This is a genomic window from Klebsiella sp. CN_Kp075 (genome assembly GCF_040065055.2).
In the GTDB taxonomy this organism is placed as follows: Bacteria; Pseudomonadota; Gammaproteobacteria; order Enterobacterales; family Enterobacteriaceae; genus Klebsiella; species Klebsiella aerogenes.
This window is the reverse complement of record NZ_CM198050.1, coordinates 192,969-216,504: the sequence shown is the minus strand read 5'-3', so window position 1 is coordinate 216,504 and position 23,536 is coordinate 192,969. Positions and strand designations below refer to the sequence as shown.

Annotated in this window: 23 protein-coding genes; 12 read left to right on the top strand and 11 right to left on the bottom strand. The window is 56.1% G+C overall.

Annotated elements, in window-relative coordinates; translation table 11 throughout:
• Positions 1-84: 84 nt before the first annotated feature.
• Positions 85-669 (bottom strand): autotransporter outer membrane beta-barrel domain-containing protein, encoded by a 585-nt coding sequence (locus ABLV78_RS01020; RefSeq protein WP_161801957.1) that lies wholly within the window; start codon positions 667-669, stop codon positions 85-87.
• A 258-nt stretch (positions 670-927) separates the two neighbouring features.
• On the opposite strand from ABLV78_RS01020, the gene tag reads away from it, so the two are divergent.
• Positions 928-1,491, top strand: a complete 564-nt coding sequence (gene tag, locus ABLV78_RS01015) for a DNA-3-methyladenine glycosylase I (protein WP_047047771.1) — start codon at positions 928-930, stop codon at positions 1,489-1,491.
• The gene (locus ABLV78_RS01010; RefSeq protein WP_047047768.1) at positions 1,488-1,928 is read left to right on the top strand and encodes an N-acetyltransferase; all 441 of its coding nucleotides are present in this window, start codon (positions 1,488-1,490) and stop codon (positions 1,926-1,928) included. Before tag ends, ABLV78_RS01010 begins: the two co-directional genes overlap by 4 nt.
• Here the strand turns inward: ABLV78_RS01010 and ABLV78_RS01005 are convergent.
• A complete protein-coding gene (locus ABLV78_RS01005; protein WP_047047766.1) occupies positions 1,897-4,227 on the bottom strand; it encodes a molybdopterin guanine dinucleotide-containing S/N-oxide reductase in 2,331 nt (776 codons plus the stop codon). The two genes, ABLV78_RS01010 and ABLV78_RS01005, sit on opposite strands and share 32 nt — an antisense overlap.
• 168 nt (positions 4,228-4,395) lie before the next feature.
• On the opposite strand from ABLV78_RS01005, the gene ABLV78_RS01000 reads away from it, so the two are divergent.
• The 6 genes from ABLV78_RS01000 (at position 4,396) to ghrB (ending at position 10,352) form a co-directional block, all read left to right on the top strand.
• Positions 4,396-5,058: an OmpA family lipoprotein gene (locus ABLV78_RS01000; protein WP_015369222.1), complete on the top strand. Its 663-nt coding sequence runs from the start codon at positions 4,396-4,398 to the stop codon at positions 5,056-5,058.
• 102 nt (positions 5,059-5,160) lie between these two features.
• Positions 5,161-6,177 carry a LacI family DNA-binding transcriptional regulator gene (locus tag ABLV78_RS00995; RefSeq protein ID WP_045390758.1) on the top strand — a complete coding sequence of 339 codons (1,017 nt, stop codon included), beginning with the start codon at positions 5,161-5,163 and terminating at the stop codon, positions 6,175-6,177.
• 109 nt (positions 6,178-6,286) lie between these two features.
• Positions 6,287-7,036 carry a sugar phosphate isomerase/epimerase family protein gene (locus ABLV78_RS00990; RefSeq protein ID WP_045390756.1) on the top strand — a complete coding sequence of 250 codons (750 nt, stop codon included), beginning with the start codon at positions 6,287-6,289 and terminating at the stop codon, positions 7,034-7,036.
• Between the two features lie 3 nt (positions 7,037-7,039).
• Complete coding sequence (locus ABLV78_RS00985; RefSeq protein WP_047047762.1) at positions 7,040-7,975, top strand: sugar kinase; 936 nt, start codon at positions 7,040-7,042, stop codon at positions 7,973-7,975.
• 100 nt (positions 7,976-8,075) lie between these two features.
• Positions 8,076-9,356, top strand: coding sequence for an MFS transporter (locus ABLV78_RS00980; protein ID WP_047047759.1), 1,281 nt, complete (start codon positions 8,076-8,078; stop codon positions 9,354-9,356).
• Positions 9,357-9,380: 24 nt separating this feature from the next.
• The gene (ghrB, locus tag ABLV78_RS00975) at positions 9,381-10,352 is read left to right on the top strand and encodes a glyoxylate/hydroxypyruvate reductase GhrB (protein WP_047047757.1); all 972 of its coding nucleotides are present in this window, start codon (positions 9,381-9,383) and stop codon (positions 10,350-10,352) included.
• Between the two features lie 66 nt (positions 10,353-10,418).
• Here the strand turns inward: ghrB and ABLV78_RS00970 are convergent, their stop codons facing one another.
• Positions 10,419-11,129 (bottom strand): DUF3053 domain-containing protein, encoded by a 711-nt coding sequence (locus ABLV78_RS00970; protein ID WP_045390744.1) that lies wholly within the window; start codon positions 11,127-11,129, stop codon positions 10,419-10,421.
• Positions 11,130-11,564: 435 nt separating this feature from the next.
• Here ABLV78_RS00970 and ABLV78_RS00965 point away from each other — a divergent pair, with 435 nt between their 5' ends.
• From ABLV78_RS00965 to cspE, 3 genes are all read left to right on the top strand, one after another.
• Positions 11,565-12,923, top strand: a complete 1,359-nt coding sequence (locus ABLV78_RS00965; RefSeq protein ID WP_047047754.1) for an MFS transporter — start codon at positions 11,565-11,567, stop codon at positions 12,921-12,923.
• A gap of 246 nt (positions 12,924-13,169) precedes the next feature.
• The gene (locus tag ABLV78_RS00960; protein WP_047047749.1) at positions 13,170-13,460 is read left to right on the top strand and encodes an HTH-type transcriptional regulator; all 291 of its coding nucleotides are present in this window, start codon (positions 13,170-13,172) and stop codon (positions 13,458-13,460) included.
• Positions 13,461-13,724: 264 nt separating this feature from the next.
• Positions 13,725-13,937 carry a transcription antiterminator/RNA stability regulator CspE gene (gene cspE / locus ABLV78_RS00955; RefSeq protein WP_000014594.1) on the top strand — a complete coding sequence of 71 codons (213 nt, stop codon included), beginning with the start codon at positions 13,725-13,727 and terminating at the stop codon, positions 13,935-13,937.
• A 50-nt stretch (positions 13,938-13,987) separates the two neighbouring features.
• On the opposite strand, the gene yidD is transcribed toward cspE, so the two are convergent.
• From yidD to ABLV78_RS00930, 5 genes are all read right to left on the bottom strand, one after another.
• Positions 13,988-14,392 carry a membrane protein insertion efficiency factor YidD gene (gene yidD, locus ABLV78_RS00950; protein WP_072058237.1) on the bottom strand — a complete coding sequence of 135 codons (405 nt, stop codon included), beginning with the start codon at positions 14,390-14,392 and terminating at the stop codon, positions 13,988-13,990.
• A gap of 86 nt (positions 14,393-14,478) precedes the next feature.
• Positions 14,479-16,098, bottom strand: a complete 1,620-nt coding sequence (locus ABLV78_RS00945) for an ABC-F family ATP-binding cassette domain-containing protein (RefSeq protein ID WP_047047746.1) — start codon at positions 16,096-16,098, stop codon at positions 14,479-14,481.
• A 232-nt stretch (positions 16,099-16,330) separates the two neighbouring features.
• Complete coding sequence (gene glyS, locus ABLV78_RS00940) at positions 16,331-18,400, bottom strand: glycine--tRNA ligase subunit beta (RefSeq protein ID WP_020077709.1); 2,070 nt, start codon at positions 18,398-18,400, stop codon at positions 16,331-16,333.
• Between the two features lie 9 nt (positions 18,401-18,409).
• Positions 18,410-19,321, bottom strand: coding sequence for a glycine--tRNA ligase subunit alpha (gene glyQ, locus ABLV78_RS00935; RefSeq protein WP_001168551.1), 912 nt, complete (start codon positions 19,319-19,321; stop codon positions 18,410-18,412).
• Positions 19,322-19,458: 137 nt separating this feature from the next.
• On the bottom strand, positions 19,459-19,758 hold the full coding sequence (locus ABLV78_RS00930) for a YsaB family lipoprotein (protein WP_045390734.1): 300 nt from the start codon (positions 19,756-19,758) through the stop codon (positions 19,459-19,461).
• Positions 19,759-19,942: 184 nt separating this feature from the next.
• Here ABLV78_RS00930 and ABLV78_RS00925 point away from each other — a divergent pair, with 184 nt between their 5' ends.
• Positions 19,943-20,938, top strand: coding sequence for an acyltransferase (locus tag ABLV78_RS00925; protein ID WP_047047740.1), 996 nt, complete (start codon positions 19,943-19,945; stop codon positions 20,936-20,938).
• A 34-nt stretch (positions 20,939-20,972) separates the two neighbouring features.
• Here ABLV78_RS00925 and yiaA read toward each other — a convergent pair whose 3' ends face one another.
• The 3 genes from yiaA to xylB form a co-directional block, all read right to left on the bottom strand.
• Positions 20,973-21,413, bottom strand: a complete 441-nt coding sequence (gene yiaA, locus ABLV78_RS00920) for an inner membrane protein YiaA (protein ID WP_045390728.1) — start codon at positions 21,411-21,413, stop codon at positions 20,973-20,975.
• Between the two features lie 34 nt (positions 21,414-21,447).
• Entirely contained in the window at positions 21,448-21,825 is a 378-nt protein-coding gene (gene yiaB / locus ABLV78_RS00915) for an inner membrane protein YiaB (protein ID WP_047047737.1), read from the bottom strand.
• 169 nt (positions 21,826-21,994) lie between these two features.
• Complete coding sequence (gene xylB, locus ABLV78_RS00910; RefSeq protein ID WP_047047735.1) at positions 21,995-23,449, bottom strand: xylulokinase; 1,455 nt, start codon at positions 23,447-23,449, stop codon at positions 21,995-21,997.
• Between the last annotated feature and the right edge of the window lie 87 nt (positions 23,450-23,536).

Genomic DNA, 23,536 nt, shown 5'->3' with positions numbered 1-23,536 from the left:
AGTTAGTGTGCGCTACCTCACAGAAACGCGCCGTTACTGAGATTTTACAGTAACGACTGCATTTCAAATGCGTAACAAATTCGGTCAGAAATTGGCGCTGACGCCCATCAGATACAGCGTATTTTCACCCGACGGAACGTTATCTGCCTGTGAAAGTGTGGCCCACGCCGCCAGATGTGAACCCAGCGGCATATCTGCGCCCAGCGTGACGTCGCCCCAGCTACCGTCTTTTCCGCGGCTAATCGACGCATTGTTATCGATAGAGATAGACTGGTTATAGCTCACCTGCGCCCATGGATGCACGCCCCATAGCTGTTGGTAATCCATACGCCAGCCGAGCGTGTTGACGTAAATACTTTCGCCCGCGCGACGCGTCGCGGGCGGCGGGTTGAGATCGCTACGCAAGCTGGCGACCGGCCCGGAGGTCACGCCGCTGGCCAGCGAGTAGTTCCATCCCACGCTCATGCCGTGACTCAAATCCGGCGGCGCCAGCGCCTGATTCAACGCCAGTCCGGCGGGCGCTTCTGACGCCCTCATTCGCTCGGCGAGAATATCTTCATAACGCGGTTGGTGATCGCTATCCCATGTATAGCGTTCCGACGTATTACTTTTTGTATCGTTAGCGATATATTCCTGTTGCCAGGCATTGGCGCCTGAAACACACGACACCCAGATAGTGATGCACGCCGGGGCCAACCCACCCCGGAGGCCATTGCATTTCTTTATTATCATTAATGCGACTCCAAAAGAGCCGAATCGGCAATGTTGCTGTGTTTTTATACTCAAAATAATTCGAGCTGCCGCCCACTTCTACGCAACTTGAAGTATAAGGAGTTGATGGGAAGTGGTTTCCCTGTATTAACTATTATCTTTATCTTTCAGCCGTCAAGGCGGATGAAAAAGTTTTCTGACGAAAGGGAGAGAAACATGCAACGTTGCGGATGGGTAAGCCAGGATCCTCTTTATATCCAGTATCACGATAACGAATGGGGAGTCGCCGAGAGAACGCCGCAAAAGCTGTTTGAAATGATCTGCCTCGAAGGCCAGCAGGCGGGACTCTCGTGGATAACCGTACTGAAAAAACGGGAAAACTATCGTCAGGCCTTTCACCAGTTTGACCCGATTCGCGTAGCGGCCATGGATGAAGCAGACGTCGAGCGCCTGTTACAGGATGCGGGCATCATCCGCCATCGGGGGAAGATCCAGGCCATCATCGGCAATGCGCGGGCGTTTCTCGCCATGGAAGCCAACGGTGAAGCATTCAGCGATTTTGTCTGGTCGTTTGTCGATAATCAGCCGCAAATTACCCATGCCGCGACGCTCGCCGAAATCCCCACCACCACACCAGCCTCCGATGCTCTATCTAAGGCGCTGAAAAAGCGCGGCTTTAAATTCGTCGGCTCCACTATCTGTTATTCATTTATGCAGGCCTGCGGGTTAGTCAACGATCACGTGACCGGTTGCTGTTGCCACCCCGGGAGACCAGCATGATCAAAAAATGGGATGCCGCAGAGACCGTCCCGCTACTCGAGTTGTGGCTGGAAAGCACTATTTACGCGCATCCGTTCATTGCAGAAAGCTACTGGCGGGAGAGTCTGGAAGTCGTGCGCGATGTCTATCTTCCCGCCGCCGCCACCTGGGTGTGGCAGGAGAATGATGCGCTGAAAGGGTTTGTCAGCGTGATGGATTCGCGCTTCGTCGGGGCGCTTTTCGTCGCCCCGCAAGCGATCCGCCACGGTATCGGCCGCGCGCTGCTTGATGAGATCAAGCAGCACTACGACTGGCTAAGTCTGGAGGTTTATCAGAAAAACGTGCGGGCGGTGAATTTCTACCACGCGCAGGGCTTCCGTATAGAAGACTGCGCGTGGCAGGACGACACCCAGCATCCGACCTGGATTATGCATTGGCCGGCGGATCAAATGCGCTGAGCGCCAACGCGGGTCCATCATATTTTTCCAGCCATGCCAGCGCCGTATTCCCGGCGCAACCGTTGCCCAGACGCGAGGTCGGAATATCTTTCGTCAGCACGTTCACCGCGCCGTTTTTGCAAATTCCGACATTGGGGTCGATATCCGGCCACGCGCCTTCATGCAGGCAAATCACCCCCGGACGAATACCTTCCGTGACCACCGCGCCGGCCAGTACCTGACCACGTGAATTCCACACCCGCACCAGATCGCCGTCGGCGATATTGCGCGCCTGCGCGTCCAGCGGATGGATAGTCAGCGGTTCGCGCCCGGCGACGGCGTAGCGTTCTCGCAGCGAAGTCTGGTTCAACTGGCTATGCAGGCGGTGCGCCGGGTGGGCGGAAAGCACCTGTAGCTGACCCGCCTCGGCGTTGCCGTGCCACTCATCAGGTTCGAGCCACATCGGGTGCGGCGGACAATCGGCATAGCCAAACCCGGCAATGGTCGGCGAGTGAATTTCAATTTTCCCGCTCGCGGTTTTTAACGGGTTAGCCTGCGGGTCTGCGCGGAATGCCGCGAAGCGGGAGAATCGGGCATTGTCCGGGTTTTCCGGCATTTCTATTAGCTGATTAGCCTGCCAGAATTCGGCAAACGGCGGCAGCGTCACCTGCTGCTGCGCCCCGCGTTGGGCGGCAATCTGGTAGAAGGTTTCCAGCCATTGCAAATCGTTTTTTCCTTCGGTGAAACGTTCGCGACCGCCCGCCTCCCAGCGTTCGCTCAGATCCGCAAAGACATCAAAATCGTCGCGCGCTTCATCGCGCGGCGCGACCACCCGCTTCATCGGCACCAGATGCTGATTGCTGTAGTCCCCGGTCATGGTCAGATCGTTGCGCTCAAACGAAGTGGTCGCCGGTAAGACGATATCGGCATGGCGCGCGGCGGCGGTCCAGAAGCATTCGGAAATCACAATCAGCTCCGGCTTCTGCCAGGCCTGAATCAGGCGGTTGGTATCCTGATGATGGGTAAAGTTGGCGCCGCCCGCCCACCAGATAAAGCGGATGTCGGGAAAGCGACGCGTCATCCCGTTGTGCTGATAGCTTGCGCCAGGGTTTTCCAGCGCCTCAACGATACGGGCGACCGGGATTTTCTCCACCGCATCGGTTCCTCCCGCCACGCTCCCCTGCATAGAGGCCAGCACCGCGGCGCGGCGCGTCGGGTTGCCGCCGTTGGCAAAGTGGTAAGAAAGACCAAAACCGCCGCCGGGCGTGCCAATCTGCCCCAGCATCGCCGCCAGCGTCACCAGCATCCAGTGTTTTTGCTCGCCAAACTGCTGGCGCTGCATGCCCCAGCCGGACATCAGCATGGTGGTATTTTCATGGAAAAGTTTTGCCAGTTCACGGATTTTATCCGCCGCTACGCCGCAGATCGCCGCCGCCCATTCAGCGGTTTTGGCGACGCCATCGCTTTCACCACTCAAATAGCGGGCGAAAATGTCATATCCGCTGGTACAGCGGGCGAGGAATTCATCGTCCTGCCAGCCATGATCGACCAGGGTATGGGCGATCCCCAGCATCAACGCGACGTCAGTGCCCATATGCGGCGCGATCCACTCCATTGATTCGCCAAAGAAATCAACGCTTTCCGAACGCATGGGATCGATACAGATCAGCCGTTTGCCGCTCTGGCGCAGGCGATCAAACCAGGGGATCCCTTGTTCATCCGAGGCGTTCCAGGCAATTTTCAGCGTATTCAGCGGATTAGCGCTCCACAGCACCACCACCTCGCTGTGCTCCAGAATAAGCGGCCAGCTGGTCTGCTGCTGATAAACTTCATTACCGCCTACCACATAAGGCATGATCGCCTGCGCCGCGCCGGTTGAATAATCGCCGAGGTGGCCGGTATAGCCCCCGGCAAGACTCATATAGCGCTGCAGCAAGGTTGCCGCCTTATGCAACACGCCGTTAGAACGCCAGCCATAGGAACCGGCGAAAATCGACTGCGGGCCGTAGCTTTCACGGATCCGCCGATGCTGAGCATCAATCAGGTCAAGCGCCTGCTCCCAGCTTACCCGCACGAATTCATCCTGACCGCGCACGCCCTGCGGCTGTTGGGGCGAGGCGAGAAAGCCTTTTCGCACCATCGGATAGCGAACGCGAGTTTTGCTGTGCACCTGTTCGCGCACCGCCGTTTGCAGCGAGTTGGCGAAGGGAGTGTCCAGCGCGCCGCGGGACGAAATCACATTTTCACCATCCGTCTCTACCAGCATTGGCCCCCAGTGGGCCGCGGTTAGGATGGTTTTAGTTGCAGATGAGGTTGGCAAAGCAGGCTCCTGGGTCAGCGAATGCAGGTGTTGTGGCGGTTTGTTAGTCAACCGTTCAATGTTACTTACAAAAAGAGATACCCTGCGGGGAATTTTCTCCGTATTCGGACGTCATAATCAACCGTCACGCTTGCGGTGGCAAAGAATAAAAAGGATTAAGGAAATAAGATGAAAAAACGCGTACTGATGATTGCTGCTATCGTTAGCGGCACACTGGCTATTTCTGGTTGTACTACCAACCCTTATACCGGCGAACGCGAAGCAGGAAAATCCGGCATCGGCGCGGGTATCGGCTCCTTAGTGGGCGCAGGCGTCGGCGCGCTCTCCTCTTCCAAACATGACCGCGGCAAAGGCGCGCTGATTGGCGCAGCGGCAGGCGCGGCGCTCGGCGGCGGCATCGGTTACTACATGGACGTGCAGGAAGCGAAACTGCGCGAAAAAATGCAGGGAACCGGCGTCAGCGTGACGCGAAATGGCGACAACATCGTGCTTAACATGCCGAATAACGTCACCTTTGACAGCAGCAGCGCCAACCTGAAACCTGCAGGCGCCAACACCCTGACCGGCGTCGCGATGGTGCTGAAAGAGTACGAGAAAACCGCCGTTAACGTCGTCGGATATACCGATAGCACCGGCAGCAACGATCTGAACATGCGTCTGTCACAACAGCGTGCCGACAGCGTCGCCAGCGCGCTCATCACTCAGGGCGTGGCGGCTAACCGTATTCGCACCACCGGCATGGGCCCGGCGAACCCGATCGCCAGCAACAGCACGGCGGAAGGCAAAGCGCAGAACCGTCGCGTGGAAATTACCCTCAGCCCGCTGCAGTAATCTTCTCGTTTCCGGCCCGGCAGCCTTCCTGCCGGGCAAAATGCTTGATATCGCTATTTTTCGCGCTAAGGTGTTGGCAGATTTTCAGCAAAGGAAGCCATCATGGCGAAAGCGGCGCGAGCAACCATCAGCGACGTGGCGAAAGCCGCGAAGACCGGTAAAACCAGCATTTCACGCTATCTCAACGGCGAAAAGCATCTGCTATCCGACGATCTACTGGCGCGGATTGAAAAAGCGATTGCCGAGCTCAACTACCGTCCCAGCCTGATGGCCCGTGGCCTGAAACATGGCCGTACCCGCCTGATTGGCCTGATCATCGCCGATATCACTAACCCTTACTCCGTGAACGTGTTAAGCGGGATTGAAGCCGCCTGCCGCGAAAAAGGCTTCACCTTGCTGGTATGTAATACCAACAACGAAATCGATCAGGAGCTCCACTATCTCGACCTTTTACGCAGCTATCAGGTTGAAGGGATTGTGGTTAATGCGGTCGGCATGCGCGAAGAAGGCCTCAACCGTCTGCAGCAATCCGCGCTGCCGATGGTGCTTATCGACCGTAAAATCCCCGATTTCGCCTGTGATGTCGTGGGGCTGGATAACACCCAGGCCGCCACCACCGCCACCGAGCATCTGGTAGAAAAGGGTTTTGAAGCGCTGCTGTTTTTAAGCGAGCCGATTGGCTCCGTTAACACCCGCCGCGAGCGCCTGGACGCCTTCCGCGCCACCCTACAGCGCTATACTGGCGTAGTGGCGGAAAATGCTGAAGTACCGCTTAACGATGGCGCCATGATGGATAACGTCCTGCGCCAGTTCCACGCCCGCCACCGCGGAATGCGCAAAGCGGTGATTTCCGCCAACGGCGCCCTGACGTTACAGGTAGCCCGCTCGCTGAAGCGCGTTGACCTCATCTGGGGCAGCGATATCGGCCTGCTGGGCTTCGATGAGCTGGAATGGGCGGAGCTGGCCGGCGTCGGCATCACCACCCTCAAACAACCAACCTGGCAGATTGGCTATGCCGCAGTCGAACAGGTCGTCAGACGTATCGAAGGCGGCAGCGACCCCATCTGCGAGCGGGTGTTCTCCGGCGAGCTCATTGTGCGGGGATCAACTTCTCGTTAACGATTCATCGTGATGACGATCATAAATTAAACATCCTGGCCTTTTCTTTGGAACCGGTACCATCTAGCGTAATAGGGAGTTAAGCCCCACCACGCCAGGAGTTTGTTCAATGGCCAGAAAAATCATTGTCGTCACCGCCGCTTATGGCAACGACCACGTTAAAGCGCTTGGCGGGCAGTCCGCCGTATTACCCTTTATCGCCGGTTCCGGCGCCGATGGCGTGGAAATTCGCCGCGAGCTGTTCAGCGCGGCGGAACTGAAGCAGTTGCCGACGCTGGCGGCCGACATTGAAAAACGGGGCCTGCTGGCCTGCTACTCTGCGCCGCAAGCGCTGTTCGCTGACAATGGCGAGCTCAATCCTAATCTCCCGTCATTACTTGAGGAAGCGCAAACCCTCAACGCCCTGTGGCTGAAGCTCTCCCTCGGTCATTTCATCCATAATCAACAGCTGGAGACGCTGCGCGATATTCTGAGCGACAGCGGCATGGCGCTGGTGGTGGAAAATGACCAGACCGATTGCGGCCAACTGGCGCCGATGCAGCGCTTCAAAGCCGCCTGTCGGGTCCATCAGATGCCGGTGACGCTGACTTTCGACATGGGGAACTGGCTGTGGGTCGGCGATTCGCCGGAAGAAGCCGCACGCCATCTGGCCCCCGCAGTCAGCTATATTCATGTGAAGGCGGCGGAGCCTCATCATGAGAAGTATCGCGCCGTCCCGCCGGACCAGGCGGACGCACGCTGGCTGGCGCTGCTCGATAACCTGCCCGCCGACGCGCCGCGCGGTATTGAATTCCCGCTGGTCGGCGACGACCTGACCGCCGTCACCCGCCATTACGTTGACCTGCTACGCGAGGATTAAGCCATGGAAAACTTAGATGTCATTACCATTGGCGAAGCCATGGCGATGTTTGTCGCCACCGAAACCGGCGAACTGGCGGAAGTTGAACGCTTTATCAAACGCGTGGCCGGCGCTGAACTGAACGTGGCGACCGGACTGGCGCGACTGGGGCTGAAGGTGGGCTGGGTGAGCCGCGTCGGCAACGATAGTTTTGGCCGTTTCGTGCTGAATTCACTGGCCAAAGAAGGTATTGACGCGCGCGGCGTAGCCGTTGACGAGCGCTACGCTACCGGCTTCCAGATGAAATCTAAAGTCGAAAATGGAACCGATCCCATCGTGGAATATTTCCGTAAAGGATCGGCTGCCAGCCATCTGTCGACGGAAGATTTCCGCGCCGATTACTTCACCAGCGCCCGCCATTTGCACTTAAGCGGCGTCGCCGCCGCGCTGTCCGACAGCTCGTATGCATTGCTGGAACATGCGGCCAACGTGATGAAAGCCGAAGGGAAAACCCTCTCTTTTGACCCAAACCTGCGCCCGGTACTGTGGAAAAGCGAAGCCGAGATGGTGGAGAAACTGAACCGCCTCGCCTTCCAGGCTGATTGGGTTTTGCCAGGCTTAAAAGAGGGTGTGATTCTTACCGGCCAGCAGACGCCGGAAGGTATCGCTGATTTCTATCTGTCGCGCGGCGTTAAGGCGGTGGTGATTAAAACCGGCTGCGACGGCGCCTGGTTCAAGACCGCTGACGGCGAACAGGGCGCCATCGCCGCGATTAAAGTCGATAACGTGGTGGACACCGTCGGCGCGGGCGATGGCTTTGCCGTCGGCGTGATCAGCGCGCTGCTGGAAGGCAAAACGCTGACGCAAGCCGTGAACCGCGGTAACAAAATTGGCTCGCTGGCCATTCAGGTCCAGGGCGATAGCGAAGGGCTGCCCACCCGCGAAGCGCTGGGCGAATAATCTTTTCACCTAAAACAGCCGCCCTGTACCCTACATGCAGTGCGGCACAGCAGCGCCCGTCCCGGCGGGCGTATGTCACCTCATTGACAGAGGCAAGCCTATGAACAGTTCAACAAATGCAGCAAAACGTTGGTGGTACATCATGCCTATCGTGTTTATCACGTATAGCCTGGCGTACCTTGACCGCGCCAACTTCAGCTTTGCATCGGCCGCGGGCATTACCGAAGACCTTGGCATCACTAAAGGCATCTCATCGCTGCTGGGCGCCCTTTTCTTCCTTGGATACTTCTTCTTCCAAATCCCCGGAGCGATTTACGCCGAACGCCGCAGCGTGCGTAAACTTATCTTTATCTGCCTGATCCTGTGGGGCGGCTGCGCCTCGCTGACCGGCGTAGTGCATAACATCCCGGCGCTGGCGGCCATCCGCTTTATTCTAGGCGTGGTGGAAGCGGCGGTCATGCCGGCGATGCTGATTTACATCAGTAACTGGTTCACCAAATCAGAGCGTTCGCGCGCCAACACCTTCCTGATCCTCGGCAACCCGGTCACCGTACTGTGGATGTCGGTCGTATCGGGTTATCTGATCCAGGCCTTCGGCTGGCGTGAAATGTTTATCTTTGAAGGGATCCCTGCAGTAATTTGGGCCTTCTGCTGGTGGGTACTGGTGAAAGACAAACCGTCGCAGGTGAACTGGCTGGCGGAAAGTGAAAAAGCGGCGCTGCTGGAACAGCTGGAGCGCGAGCAGCAGGGTATCAAAGCGGTGCGTAACTATGGCGAAGCCTTCCGTTCACGCAACGTGGTGCTGCTGTGTATGCAATATTTCGCCTGGAGCATCGGCGTGTACGGTTTCGTACTGTGGCTGCCGTCAATCATCCGCAGCGGCGGCGAAAACATGGGGATGGTCGAGGTAGGCTGGCTCTCTTCAGTACCCTATCTGGCGGCAACGATTGCGATGATCGCCGTCTCCTGGGCTTCCGATAAGATGCAGAACCGTAAGCTGTTTGTCTGGCCGCTGCTGCTCATTGGCGGGCTGGCGTTCATCGGCTCGTGGGCCGTCGGCGCCAACCATTTCTGGGTCTCTTATACCCTGCTGGTGATCGCCGGCGCGGCCATGTACGCCCCGTACGGCCCGTTCTTTGCGATTATCCCGGAGATGCTGCCGCGCAACGTCGCCGGCGGCGCGATGGCGCTGATCAACAGTATGGGAGCGCTGGGTTCCTTCTTTGGCTCGTGGTTCGTCGGCTATCTCAACGGCGCAACCGGCAGCCCGTCCGCCTCGTACATTTTCATGGGTGTGGCGCTTTTCGCCTCGGTATGGCTTACTTTAATTGTTAAGCCTGCTAAGAATCAAAAACTTCCGCTTGGCGCTCATCACGCCTGAACTACTTACGCTACGGAGATTCGCATGAAGCCGTCTGTCATTCTCTATAAAACGCTTCCCGACGACCTGTTACATCGTCTGGAGGAACATTTTTCCGTCACCCAGGTGAAAAACCTGCGTCCGGAAACCGTTTCACAGCACGCGGAGGCTTTCGCCCAGGCGGAAGGTTTACTGGGTTCGAGTGAAAAGGTTGACGCCGCGTTACTGGAGAAAATGCCGAAGCTGCGTGCGACCTCTACCGTGTCTGTCGGCTACGACAATTTTGATGTCAATGCGTTGAACGCGCGCAAGATTTTGCTGATGCATACGCCGACCGTGCTGACCGAAACCGTCGCCGATACGGTGATGGCGCTGGTGCTGAGCACCGCGCGTCGGGTGGTTGAGGTCGCTGAACGCGTAAAAGCGGGCGAATGGACCAAAAGCATCGGGCCGGACTGGTTCGGCTGCGATGTACACCATAAAACCTTAGGCATCGTCGGCATGGGCCGCATTGGCATGGCGCTGGCACAGCGCGCGCATTTCGGTTTCGGCATGCCGATTCTGTATAACGCGCGCCGTCAGCATCCGCAGGCGGAAGAGCGCTTTAACGCCCGCTACTGCGATCTGGATACCCTGTTACAGGAAGCGGATTTCGTCTGCCTGATCCTGCCGCTGAGCGAAGAGACCCACCACCTGTTCGGCGCAGCGCAGTTTGCCAAAATGAAATCTTCCGCCATCTTCATTAACGCCGGACGCGGTCCGGTGGTTGACGAGCAGGCGCTGATTGCGGCGCTGCAGGCCGGTGAGATCCACGCCGCCGGTCTTGATGTCTTTGAACATGAACCACTGGCAAAAGATTCGCCATTACTGAAACTGCCGAACGTGGTCGCGCTGCCGCACATTGGTTCCGCTACCCACGAGACGCGTTATAACATGGCGGCCTGCGCGGTAGACAATCTGATTGACGCGTTGAACGGCAAGGTAGAGAAGAACTGTGTGAACCCGCAGGTGAAGTAAGCGAGAAAAGCAGAAGCCCGGCCGGCGGCGCTTACGCCGTCAGCCGGGAGAACAGCGATATACCGGTTAACGCGTGGCGTTAACCGCCGCCGTCCAGGCCTGATTAAAGGCCTGATGCTGTGCGGCCAGCGGGGCGATCAGCGCATTGTACTGGCTCGCCTGCTGTGATGTCGGGAACTGAATACCGTTGGCCACGAAGCTCACCTGCGTCCCCTGCTGAGCGACAAAATCACCCACCTGGACCAGCTGCTGAGTAAAGATCTGCGCGGCCGGGATCAGCGGCTGCAGCGCATTCGCCGGCGCCGTCACGACTTTATTAAACACCTGGTCATAAACCGGCTTAAGGTCATCAGCCTGCTTCAGCGCGCCATGCGCGGCATCGGCCTGCATTTTGGCGTTTTCCAGCTGCTGGCTCAGCACGCCCAGCGCGCCGTTAGCCTGACGCAGCGGTTCACGCTGAGTGGTATAATCCTGCGCCACGCGAATGGCGTTAACGCTATCAACCACCGGGCGCAGACCTGCATCCATCGCCTGGCTGACCTGCTGTGAATAAGCGTAAATCACCGCATAATCGGAAACGAAGGGGCCGAACTGTTTTTTCTGATCGGCGGTAAGCGTTGGCAGACGTTCGCCGCTACGCATTGCCGTATTCTGCAGGAAGTCGATGAACGCTTTGCGCTGATCGCCTTCTTTATCAAAACACCCACTCAGGCTAACCACCATTAATATGGCCGCAACGGCCGCAAACCAGCGAGAGCAGGACTTTCCTGTCGCCATTTTTTTACTCCTTCAGCCAAAAAAAGCGCAAACAGGCACACGCGTGCCAGACGCTGACAAGGATAGTCCAGGACGGGCTTGCAGGATACCCTTTCCTGATAATCTTACCGTGGAAAATGTCCTTTTTTGCACCCCGGCGCCAGCCATGTCCGCTGTTAAGTTCATCACATTTAACGCGATAACTTAACCGGCAAAAATAGTAAATATCTTTTTGATTTAATTAAAATTAATAAAATCATCGGTGAATGAATTGGGCAAAGCGGACGATAATCGCACGCTTCCTGACGGCGGCACATTGTCTACAGGCAGGTTCAATGGTTTGATTAATGAGCGATTAACGGCGTTATGTTCGATTATCGCACAACCGACATCAATGATAGCGAGGGAGACTATAACAATACCTCTGTCCCCCGCTCAGCCTGCCAGGAATGCCGTATGAAGAAAACAACCATCGATATTCAGGCTTTTATCAACGAACATCCATTCACTAAGTACCAATGGATGATTCTCGCCTTATGTTTTATTACCGTCGCGATGGACGGATTTGATACCGCGATTATCGGATTTATTGCTTCAGACCTGGTACAGGAATGGGGAGTTGAGAAATCCGCACTGGGCCCGGTAATGAGCGCCGCTCTGGTCGGGCTCGCCGTCGGCGCGCTGACGGCCGGGCCGCTCGCCGACCGTATTGGCCGCAAGAAAGTGCTGATTATGTCGATCCTGGTGTTCGGCGGCTTTAGTTTGTTAACCGCGTTTGCCAGCAGCCTGAACCAACTGACATTATTACGCTTCCTCACCGGTCTGGGCTTAGGCGCGGCAATGCCGAATGCCGCGACGCTAATGAGCGAATATGCTCCGGAACGCCGCCGCGCGCTGATGGTAAACCTGATGTTCGTCGGCTTCCCGATGGGATCGTCGCTCGGGGGCTTCCTGTCAGCCTGGATGATCCCGCACTATGGCTGGCAAAGCGTGTTAGTGCTTGGCGGCGTGATGCCGCTGCTGCTGGCCGTGGCGTTAATGTTCCTGCTGCCGGAATCCGCCCGCTATATGGTCGTGAAACGGCAGCCGGCACAACGCATCGCCACCATCCTGAAGCGTATCGCGCCGCTGCCGGATGCTGTTGAATTTGAGCTACGTGAAGCAGGCCAGGTGAAGGAAAAGTCGGCCATTGGCGTGATTTTCTCCCCGCGCTACGCCGTGGGCACCGTGATGCTGTGCCTGACCTATTTTATGGGATTATTGATTTTCTATCTGCTGACCAGCTGGCTACCGCTGCTGATCCGCGAAACCGGCGCCTCGATGAGCCAGGCTTCTATCATCACCGCGCTGTTCCCGCTCGGCGGCGGGATTGGCGTATTGATCCTCGGCGCGCTAATGGACAAGATCAACCCTAACAAGGTAGTTGCCGTCGGCTGGCTGCTCACCGGCGTCTTTGTTTGCCTGGTCGGTTTCTCAACCAGCAATCTGCTGCTGATGGGAGTGATGGTGTTCATCGCCGGCAGCATTATGAACGGCGCGCAATCATCAATGCCGGCGCTGGCTGCCGGGTTCTATCCAACCCAGGGCCGTGCCACCGGCGTTGCCTGGATGCTCGGTATCGGCCGCTTCGGCGGGATCCTCGGCGCCTTCAGCGGCGCTTTCCTGATGCAGGCGCAATTGTCGTTTGAAACTATCTTCACGATGCTGGCGATCCCGGCGTTTTTATCCGCTATCGCTCTGCTGGTGAAATACAAAATGAGCCAGCGCCAGCCAACCGTCAGCGAAAATGACAGCAAGAATTTACAAAAAGCCTAATCAATCCAGCCAGCGCTCTGCGCTGGCTTTTTCTTGACGCAAACCATCATTTACATAAATTTTCTAAAGCCGCTGTCGATGTTAGGAATCATCACCTTAGCTTTTACGCACGCCGCTTTTCCGGGTGATTAACGAAACCACGCCAACAAATAATCACTGCGGTTATTATTTTCCTTGCTTTTGCGACTATTCTTAAATGGCTCGATGTATTTTCCTCTCCGCAGTGAGACAGAATAGGAGCTCTCAATGGAATATAAAGATCCCGTATTTGATTTGTTGAGTAACCTGGAACAAATTGTTTTTAAAGATCAGCCGCAAACGGCCACGCTTGCCCGTACACCAAGCGTTTTTAATGAATTTGAACTGCTGCGTAAAGGCACAGGGCTTAAGACCGATGATTTCGCCAATGCCATGGGCGTCAGCGTCGCAATGGTCGAAGAGTGGGAGTCGCGACGGGTAAAACCGTCATCCACGGAACTCAAACTGATGCGCCTGATGATGGCCAATCCGCAGCTCTCAAGGCAGCTAATAGATTGAAAAACTGGTTTACTATCTTCTTTTGGTAACGGTCCTGATGCAGGGCCGTTTTATATCCTGATGAAAAAAAGTTTGCTATCCGACTGAGAACATGCGTTAATGCTCGCAGGTTTGATGTACAGACCACAGAGCAGTCGAATAGAGCAGTCCTTCAAAGGTTATCCATTAGATATCCCCGTAGTGAACTTTCCCTTTATCGCTTTAAATCTGTAGTCCAGACCACTACGCCGCAAGGCTCACTAATTTTTTTAAAGGTAATTCACTATGTCCGGTAAAATGACTGGTATCGTAAAATGGTTCAACGCTGACAAAGGCTTCGGCTTCATCACTCCTGACGATGGCTCTAAAGACGTGTTCGTACACTTCTCTGCTATCCAGAACGATGGCTACAAATCTCTGGACGAAGGTCAGAAAGTTTCCTTCACCATCGAAAGCGGCGCTAAAGGCCCGGCAGCTGGCAACGTAACTTCTCTGTAAGTTCAAGCCGCTAAGAATAATAAATCCCTGCCTTATGGCGGGGATTTTTTTTATCTATTCCGGCGCCACAATCTCACTGATAAACAGTCGCAAGGACAATCCAGATCCGGCAGCTTATCCGGCACCAGGTGGGAACAGCACTTACCGTCGCAGCCAGTGACAACATCACAACCATCGCAAGCATCGCGCTTTCTTCCCGGTTTACGTCTTTTTTTACCCGCTGGGTTAGCCGCGAGTTTTTGTTGCTGTAGGGTTTCCGCAGCCACCCGACAGTCGGCGAATCGCTGACGAATTTCTCGCCAACCGTCAACGACGCCTTTGTTATGAATAATGTCTTTTACCGCACCTGAACAACCCTGCGTATGATGTAAAACGCTATAGGCGCAGCGGTAGCCCTTACGGGGAGAGACAATCCGTTGATAGAAAACAATTAATTTTAAAATTAGGTTGTCCATATATACCTAAAATGTACTGGCTATCAGTCATCATATCCCTCCCGATCGACCGACAGGTATAAATGAATTCCTAAAAACGACCACTTTTAACTGACAGTGAAATGCCAGCCCGTATCCCGCCACTCCAGGCAATGGGTCAATTTCAGGCCTTGTAAAAATACCTCGTCATGCGATACCACCAGCATCGCGCCGGGAAACGCCGCCAGCGCGCTTTCAATTGCCTGGGTCGACGCCAGATCGAGGTGATTGGTCGGCTCATCCAGTAGCAGAAGTTGAGTTGAGTCCCGCCGCCAGAGCGCGCAGGCAAGCGCCGCTTTCAGTCGCTCGCCGCCGCTTAACGCCGCCAGCGGAAGGCTGACCTTGTCAGCCCCCAGCTGGAGCTGCGCCAGACGGCTACGCAGCATTCCTTCATCCAGCGGAGTGTTTCCTAAGTTCAGGTGCTCCATTGCCGATAGTGATAAATCCAGCTGCGTCAGATGCTGATCGAGATACGCCGCGCTCACCGACAGCCGAACATCGCCAGAGGTTGCCTGCTCCAGCCCCATCAGAGTTTTCAACAATGTTGTTTTGCCACAGCCGTTTGGCCCCTTTAGCGCGATGCGCATCGGGCCATCCACCCGCCAGTCGAGCGGCGCGGTGGATGAGTGAGCTAACTGCAGTGATTCCAGCACCAGTACCTGCTTGCCGGCGGCCACTTCACTGCCCGGTAGCGTGAACATCACCGGACTATCTTCTTCTACCCGCTCCCACGCCTGCTGCACGGCGGCATTCAGGCTGCTGTTCTGTTCACGATGCTGACGGCGCAGCGTGCCCGGGCGCTCTTTTGCGGCACCCTTGTACTTCACACGTTCGAAAGAGGCGATATTCAGCGAATCGACGGTACGCAGCGTCTGCGCCGATCGCCGCTGGGCCGCATCATGCTCCTTTTGCATCCGCGCCCGGGTGCGCCGCCGTTCGATAGCGGCATGCTCCAGCGCCGCTCGGGCGGCCTGTTGCTCCGCTTCGCGCTGCTGCTGATATGCGGCATAATTACCGCCGTAGCTGCGCAGCGCCGCCGGCGTTAGCTCAATAATCTTCGACATCCGAGCCAGTAATTCACGGTCGTGGCTGGCGATTAATGCCCCGCCCCGCCAGATTTCCAGCTGCTGATACAGCCACTCCCTGCCCTGACGATCGAGATGATTCGTGGGTTCATCCAGCAACAGATAGTCCGCGCCGGAAACAAATGCGCCGCACAGCAGCGCCTTCATCCGTTCGCCGCCGCTGAGCGAAAAAGCGGGACGATCGGCGGAGAATGCCGGGAGATCGGCATCGCGAAAGGCTGAACTCAGGCGATCGGGCAGATCCCAACGACCATCTAACAGTTCGAAGTCATCTGCCAGGCCTTTCCCCTGTTCAAGACGGGACAAAGCGTCAAATAGCGGTGCATAACCCAGTAGCGAGGCAATGGTGGTCCCGGCCGTGAGGGTCGGCTGCTGCGCCACCCAGGCAACCGTAGCCGACCGTTCGATATGCCCGCCGGAAGGGGAATCAAGGCCCGCCAGCAGACGTAACAGGCGTGTCTTGCCAACGCCGTTGCGTCCAACAAGGCCGCAAAGCAACGGTTCCAGCGATAAATTCAGCGGGCCAAAAAGCGTCTGCCCCGTCGCGAACTGACAGGTGACCTGATGTAAAACAAATGAGGGGGTGTGGGCGCAATGAGCCATAAGCACTCCTGAATGAAATCAATACTCCCCTACCCGCAGCGTCTGCAAGGTAAGGCGTGAAATTCATCAGTCGTGTTTGTTCATTTGTCGTGTGCGCTCCAGTGAGACGAGGGATTCGTCGGGACATAGGATAGCCAGGCCTGAACCTGGATTTCAAGATTATTTTTTCACCATCGCGATAAAGCAAAAAAAAGCCTGCCGGATGGCAGGCTTTTGACCTTTCTCGAGATAGTTACTGCAGCAGCGAAATATCCGCAACCTGCAGGAACAGCTCGCGCAGTTTGGACAGCAGCGTCAGACGGTTGATGCGGACATCTTTGTCTTCAGCGTTAACCATCACATTTTCGAAGAACTCATCAACCGGCTCGCGCAGCGCAGCCAGCTCAATCAGCGCATCCTGATAACGGCCTTCGGCGAAGTATGGCTGCAGCTTATCACGCAGCACCACCAGATTACCGGCCAGCTTGATTTCCGCCGCTTCTTTCAGCACCGAGGCATGAACGATATCGTTCAGGGTCTCGTCGGATTTCGCCAGGATGTTGGATACGCGCTTGTTTGCCGCCGCGAGGGCGGAGGACTCTTCCAGCGTACGGAAGTGCGATACGGCCTTCATGCGCGCATCGAAATCCGCCGGGCGAGTCGGACGACGCGCCAGTACCGCCTGAATAGTGTCAACACCGTAGCCTTCGTCCTGATACCAGGCGCGGAAGCGGCCCAGCATGAAGTCGATGACGTCATCAACGACGTTGGCGTTAGTGAGTTTCTCGCCGTACAGACGCACCGCTTCTTCGGTCAGCGTTTGCAAATCGAGATTCAGGTTCTTCTCAACGATGATACGCAGCACGCCCAGCGCGGCACGACGCAGCGCAAACGGGTCTTTATCGCCTTTCGGATGCTGGCCGATACCGAAAATACCCGCCAGGGTGTCCATCTTGTCGGCAATAGCCACCGCGCAGGCAACCGGGTTAGACGGCAGCGCATCGCCGGCAAAACGCGGCTGATACTGCTCGTTCAGCGCCACTGCGACGTCTTCCGCTTCGCCGTCATGACGCGCGTAGTGCATCCCCATCACGCCCTGCGTGTCGGTGAACTCGAAGACCATATTGGTCATCAGGTCACACTTGGACAGCAGGCCCGCGCGGGTCGCATGGTTAACATCAGCGCCGATTTGCTCGGCAATCCAGCCCGCCAGCGCCTGAATGCGATCGGTCTTGTCGCGCAGGGTTCCCAGCTGCTGTTGGAACAGCACGGTTTCCAGACGCGGCAGGTTATCTTCCAGACGTTTTTTACGGTCGGTATTGAAGAAGAACTCGGCATCCGCCAGGCGCGGACGAACGACCTTCTCGTTACCGGAGATGATCTGCTGCGGATCTTTGGACTCGATATTCGCCACGAAGATGAAGTTCGGCAGCAGTTTGCCGTCGTTAGCATAGACCGGGAAGTACTTCTGGTCGCCCTTCATGGTGTAAACCAGCGCTTCGGATGGCACCGCGAGGAATTTCTCTTCAAACTTCGCCGTCAGCACTACCGGCCACTCGACCAGAGAGGTCACTTCTTCCAGCAGGCTTTCGCTCAGGTCAGCGTTACCGCCAATCTTACGCGCCGCCGCTTCAGCGTCCGCTTTGATTTTGGCTTTACGCTCGGCGTAGTCCGCCATCACTTTACCGCGCTCCAGCAGAATCTGCGGATACTGATCGGCATTGTCGATGGTGAATTCCGGCTCGCCCATAAAGCGATGTCCGCGGATGATACGGTCGGAAGCGATGCCCAGAATGGTCGCCGGAATAACCTGATCGCCCAACAGCAGGGTCACGGTGTGTACCGGACGCACGAAGTGAACGTCAGAAGCGCCCCAGCGCATCAGTTTCGGGATCGGCAGCTTCGCCAGCGAGGTTGCAACCATGTTCGGCAGCAGAGTTTGCGCGCTTTCACCTTTAACGTGGGCGCGATACAACAGCCATTCGCCTTTATCGGTGGTCAGACGTTCAGCCTGATCGACGGTGATTCCACAGCCGCGCGCCCAGCCTTCGGCCGCTTTGCTTGGTTTACCTTCCGCGTCAAACGCCTGGGCAATGGCCGGGCCGCGTTTTTCGACTTCGCGATCCGGCTGCGAGGCGGCCAGATTCGCCACTTTCAGTGCCAGGCGGCGCGGCGCGGCAAACCATTCGACGGCGCCGTGCGCAAGGCCAGCGTTGTCCAGTTCCGCAGTAAAGTTGGCAGCGAAGGATTCAGCCAGGCTGCGCAGTGCTTTTGGTGGCAGCTCTTCGGTGCCGATCTCCACCAGGAAAGTTTTCTCAGACATGGCCGCCTCTTATTTGTCTTTGTTGCACATCGGGAAGCCCAGGGCCTCACGGGAAGCATAGTAAGCTTCTGCCACTGCTTTGGTCAGGGTGCGGATGCGCAGAATATAGCGCTGACGCTCGGTGACGGAGATGGCTTTTCGCGCATCCAGCAGGTTAAAGCTATGGGCGGCTTTGAGAATACGTTCGTAGGCAGGAAGCGGCAGCGGGTTTTCCAGCGCCAGCAGTTGCTGCGCTTCTTTCTCGTACTGCTCGAAGCAGGTGAACAGGAAGTCTACGTCCGCATATTCAAAGTTATAGGTGGATTGTTCCACTTCGTTCTGGTGGAACACGTCGCCGTAGGTGGTTTTGCCCAGCGGGCCATCGCTCCAGACCAGATCGTAGACGCTGTCCACGCCCTGGATGTACATCGCCAGACGCTCCAGGCCGTAAGTGATTTCACCGGTAACCGGTTTACATTCCAGGCCGCCAACCTGCTGGAAGTAAGTGAACTGCGTCACTTCCATACCGTTCAGCCACACTTCCCAACCCAGCCCCCAGGCGCCCAGCGTCGGGTTTTCCCAGTTATCTTCAACGAAGCGGATGTCGTGAATGGTCGGATCCATACCCAGCTCTTTCAGAGATCCGAGGTACAATTCCTGAATGTTGTCCGGAGACGGCTTAATCACCACCTGGAACTGGTAATAGTGCTGTAAGCGGTTCGGGTTTTCGCCATAGCGACCATCGGTCGGGCGACGAGAAGGCTGCACGTAGGCGGTCGCCATCGGCTCTGGCCCCAACGCGCGTAAGCAGGTCATCGGGTGGGAGGTGCCGGCGCCAACTTCCATGTCCAGTGGTTGAACAATGGTGCAGCCCTGACGAGCCCAGTAATCCTGTAAGGTCAGGATCAGGCCCTGGAAGGTCCTGGTATCAAACTTTTGCATATTATTTCGTGCTGGATACGTGTGGATTTAAAGGAAGGGATCAGTATACCCGCTGGCTGCGAGATATACAGTATGAAACGCCTTTGTTTAGCGAAATTTGAGCAAAGCGGCGCCATCATGCGGCGTTCAAGCCGCATTTAGCGCATAGAAAGATGCAAAAACTGGCCGTCCGGATCAAAAGAACAGATAAAACGTTCATTCCGCGAAGTCAGGCCGGAAAGCTCATAGCTCGCCTGGAACTGCTCGAAATGATTGACGTCGACGCGACGGGTGTCTGTGCTATAACGTAACGCCGCCTGATCCTTGCATAGTTTTTCCATATTCAGCGTCGTTTGCGGCGTGATACGTGCCTTTTGCGCTTTTTGGACAGGTTGAGCAGGTGTCTGGCTGCAGCCGACCAGCAGCAGCGCCACCAGGACTGATACGAAATATTTCATCACTATTTTTCTCAACCGCCTTGTTAGCCAATTGTTATCGTGCAGACCATGTAAACCCAGACAAACATTTTGCGAATCTCACTGATGCTCTACAAGAGTGTGGCGATAAACTCAGAATATTCCATTGTGATGACGACAAACTACGGGAGTCAGACTCTTTTTACGCAGGAGCCATGAGGTACAGATGCAGGAAAAAATAAGCTGGATTACCAACTTGCGCGGCATAGCATGTCTGATGGTCGTGATGATTCACAGCACCACCTGGTATATTACCCATCCGCATAGCATCAGCCTGTTTGAATGGGATATCGCTAACCTGCTTAACTCGGCATCGCGCGTCAGCGTCCCGCTTTTTTTCATGATTTCAGGTTATCTTTTTTTTGGCGAACGCAGCGCCCAGCCGCGTCATTATCTGCGCATCGTGCTGTGTATCCTGTTCTACAGCGCGCTGGCGCTGCTCTATATCACCCTGTTTACCCATATCAACGTTGGGCTGTCATTAAAAAACTTACTGCAGAAGCCGGTGTTTTATCACCTGTGGTTTTTCTTTGCCATTGTGGTGATTTATCTGCTCTCGCCGCTGATTCAGGTGAAGCAGGTCAGCGGCAAAATGCTGCTGGCGCTGATGCTGGTGATTGGCCTCATCGCCAACCCTAATACGGTAAGTATTAAAGCCGGCGGCATTGAATGGCTACCGATCAATCTTTATATCAACGGCGATACCTTTTACTACGTACTGTACGGGATACTGGGCCGGGCGATCGGCGCCATGAACACCGACAGAAGAGGATTAACCCTGCTGTGCGCGCTGCTGTTTACCGCCGCGGTGTGGGTTATTTCACGCGGCACGCTGCATGAACTGCAATGGCGCGGCGATTTCGGCGATACCTGGTATCTTTATTGCGGACCAGCAGTATTTGTCTGCGCGACCTCGTTGCTGACGCTGGGCAAAAACATCCTCAATAATCGCGAGCTCCCGGGTATTGCGTTAATTTCCAGACATTCGTTAGGCATTTATGGTTTTCACGCGCTGTTTATACACGCGCTGCGCGCAAGTGGTCTTGAGCTTAGCCGCTGGCCATTACTGGATATTGTATGGATTTTCGCCGCTGCGCTCTTGGGTAGCCTGGCGCTGTCTGTACTGGTTCAGCGAATTGACCGCCGCCGGTTAGTGAGCTAAAAAAGCGCCCGCCGTTCAACGCGGGCGCCGTCGGTTACTCTGCGGTCTCTTCGATTACTGCGTTCCCCTCGCTTAACGGCGAGCGATCCCAGGCGTCACGAATATTCTTCTGTACTGCTACCGCGCCGAACAGGCTCAAAAAGAATGCCAGGCCATAGAAGCCTTTCTCGCTTAACATCAGCGTTGCGTTCCACAATCCCACTACCAGCAGGCCTATCGCAATCACGAAGGCGATCAGGCAGGACATGTAATACATAGCGGTGGTTGGAATTTTGTCGTATTTATCACGTACCGTTTTCTGATAAGAAGCGGCGGAAAAAAGACCCAATACCAATACGGCAAAATAGTAGCCCTTTTCATTGAGCTCCATTGGCGCGTTCCACAGGCCAATCAAATACACGAGGATACCGCCCACCAGCGCAATCCATGAGATCAGGTGAAACGCGGGTGAATATGTCGTCGCTTTCATTTCCATTACTGACTACCTCTCTTCGCTGTCGACTGACAGCTTATTCCACTGAGCTATTGCGAGCTTTATCCGCGACTTTGGTGGGATAAGATATCGCTGAAGCGCCATACATACAGACAAACCATGCCATCACGTAAATGCTTTTTTCACGCCACGGCGCGGGGACAAACCAGGCGCCGACCAGCAGCAATCCCACCGATAGCAACAGCACCAGCCGGCACAGAGAGATAAAATCGTCGTCTCGCTGCGCTTCCAGCTCCGTTCGCTGATGCGTGAGCACGGCAAACATCCCCATCACCAGCACACCAAGAAAGTACCCTTTGCCGCTGAATAGCGGACACGTTCGCCAGATGCCGATTAAGTAAACCAGCGAGCCCAGCAGCATGACCAATCTTGCCGTCGTACGTTTTAATTTCATTGCGCCTCCCTGGCCATCGTAACGCTCATTATGACCGGGGAATTGCCAGTTGCGGCGGTTTCAGCGAATTGAAATCCACAATTCGGAATAAATAAATATGTGAATTAAATCAATGCAAAGTGAATCATTCAGAAAGGGAATTCGCCCCAATAAATGGGGCGAGAACATCTTATGACATCAGTGGCTTAAGCTGCTGATAGATCTGGCGGAATGTTTCACGACGCGGCGCATAACGGGCAAACCGTTGAGCATCAGGCAAGTGCGCCTGCTCCAGCGGCAGCTGCGGCAGGAGGTCAGAGAAAGCCGCACCTTGATGAACGCCCAGCTGCGCCAATCTTGCCGCGCCTAACGCCGGGCCGACATCGCCGCCGGTGCGGAAATTCAGCTGCTGCCCGCTAATATCGGCGAGCATTTGCCGCCAGTATGCGCTCCGCGCGCCGCCGCCGATAAGAGTGACGCTTTCCGGTTTCACGCCGCAGGAGTGCACAACATCCATACCGTCGGCCAGCGCGTAACCCACCCCTTCAAGCACCGCCCGCGCCAGTTCGGCGGGACCATGTTGATGGGTAAGGCCGAAGAACACGCCTTTAGCCTGCGGATTGTTGTGCGGGGTACGCTCGCCGGAAAGATAGGGGAGAAACCACACCGGATCGGCATTTTCGGCCGCCGCCTGCGCCGCGGCGAGCAGCGCCGGTACGCTGCCAAGGCCGGTCAACTTCGCCGCCCAATCCAGACAAGACGCGGCGCTGAGCATCACCGACATCAGATGCCAGCGGCCCGGCAGCGCGTGGCAGAAACTATGCACCGCGCTTTCCGGTTTACTCAGAAAACCATCGCTGACGGCGAAATAGACGCCGGAGGTTCCCAGCGATAACATCGCCTGCCCGGCATCGGCCATGCCAACGCCGACAGCGCCTGCGGCGTTATCACCGCCGCCCGCAACCACCAGCGCCCGCGGCATATTCCACGCCTGGGCTACCTCAGCACGCAGTTGGCCGGTCACCTCACAGCCTTCAAATAGCGACGGCATATTGTCGCGGCTGAGCCCGCAGGCGGCGAGCATCTCATCGCTCCAGTCACGACGCGCGACGTTCATCCACATCGTGCCGGCGGCGTCGGACATATCGCTGGCGAATTCACCGCTCATGCGTAGCCGCAGATAATCTTTCGGCAACAGGACCTTATCAACCTGTTTAAAGATATCGGTTTCATGACGCTGCACCCACAGCAGCTTAGGCGCCGTAAAGCCCGGCATCATCAGGTTACCGGTGATTTGCCGCGAAGCGCCGACTTTTTCTTCCAGCAGCATGCACTCTTCGCCGCAGCGGCCATCATTCCACAAAATCGCCGGACGCAGCACCCGTTGCTGTTTATCGAGCAGCGTGGCGCCATGCATTTGTCCGGCGATCCCTAAGGCTTTTACCTCACGCAGAGCGTGTTGCGATCCCAGCGCTTGCATCGCGGTATTCGTCGCCTGCCACCACTGTTCGGGATCTTGTTCGGACCAGAGCGGATGTGGGCGCGAGACGGTCAGTTTTTCGGTATGCGTCGCCAGTACGTCGCCCTGTTCATTGAGCAGAATGGCTTTTACGCCCGAGGTCCCTAAATCAATCCCGATATACATGCAGCGTCTCCTTAACACGAACGCCACGGCAAAGCGTGGCGCAGCAAAAATGGTTACAGCCAGCGCCCGGATTTAGCGGGCGCTTTT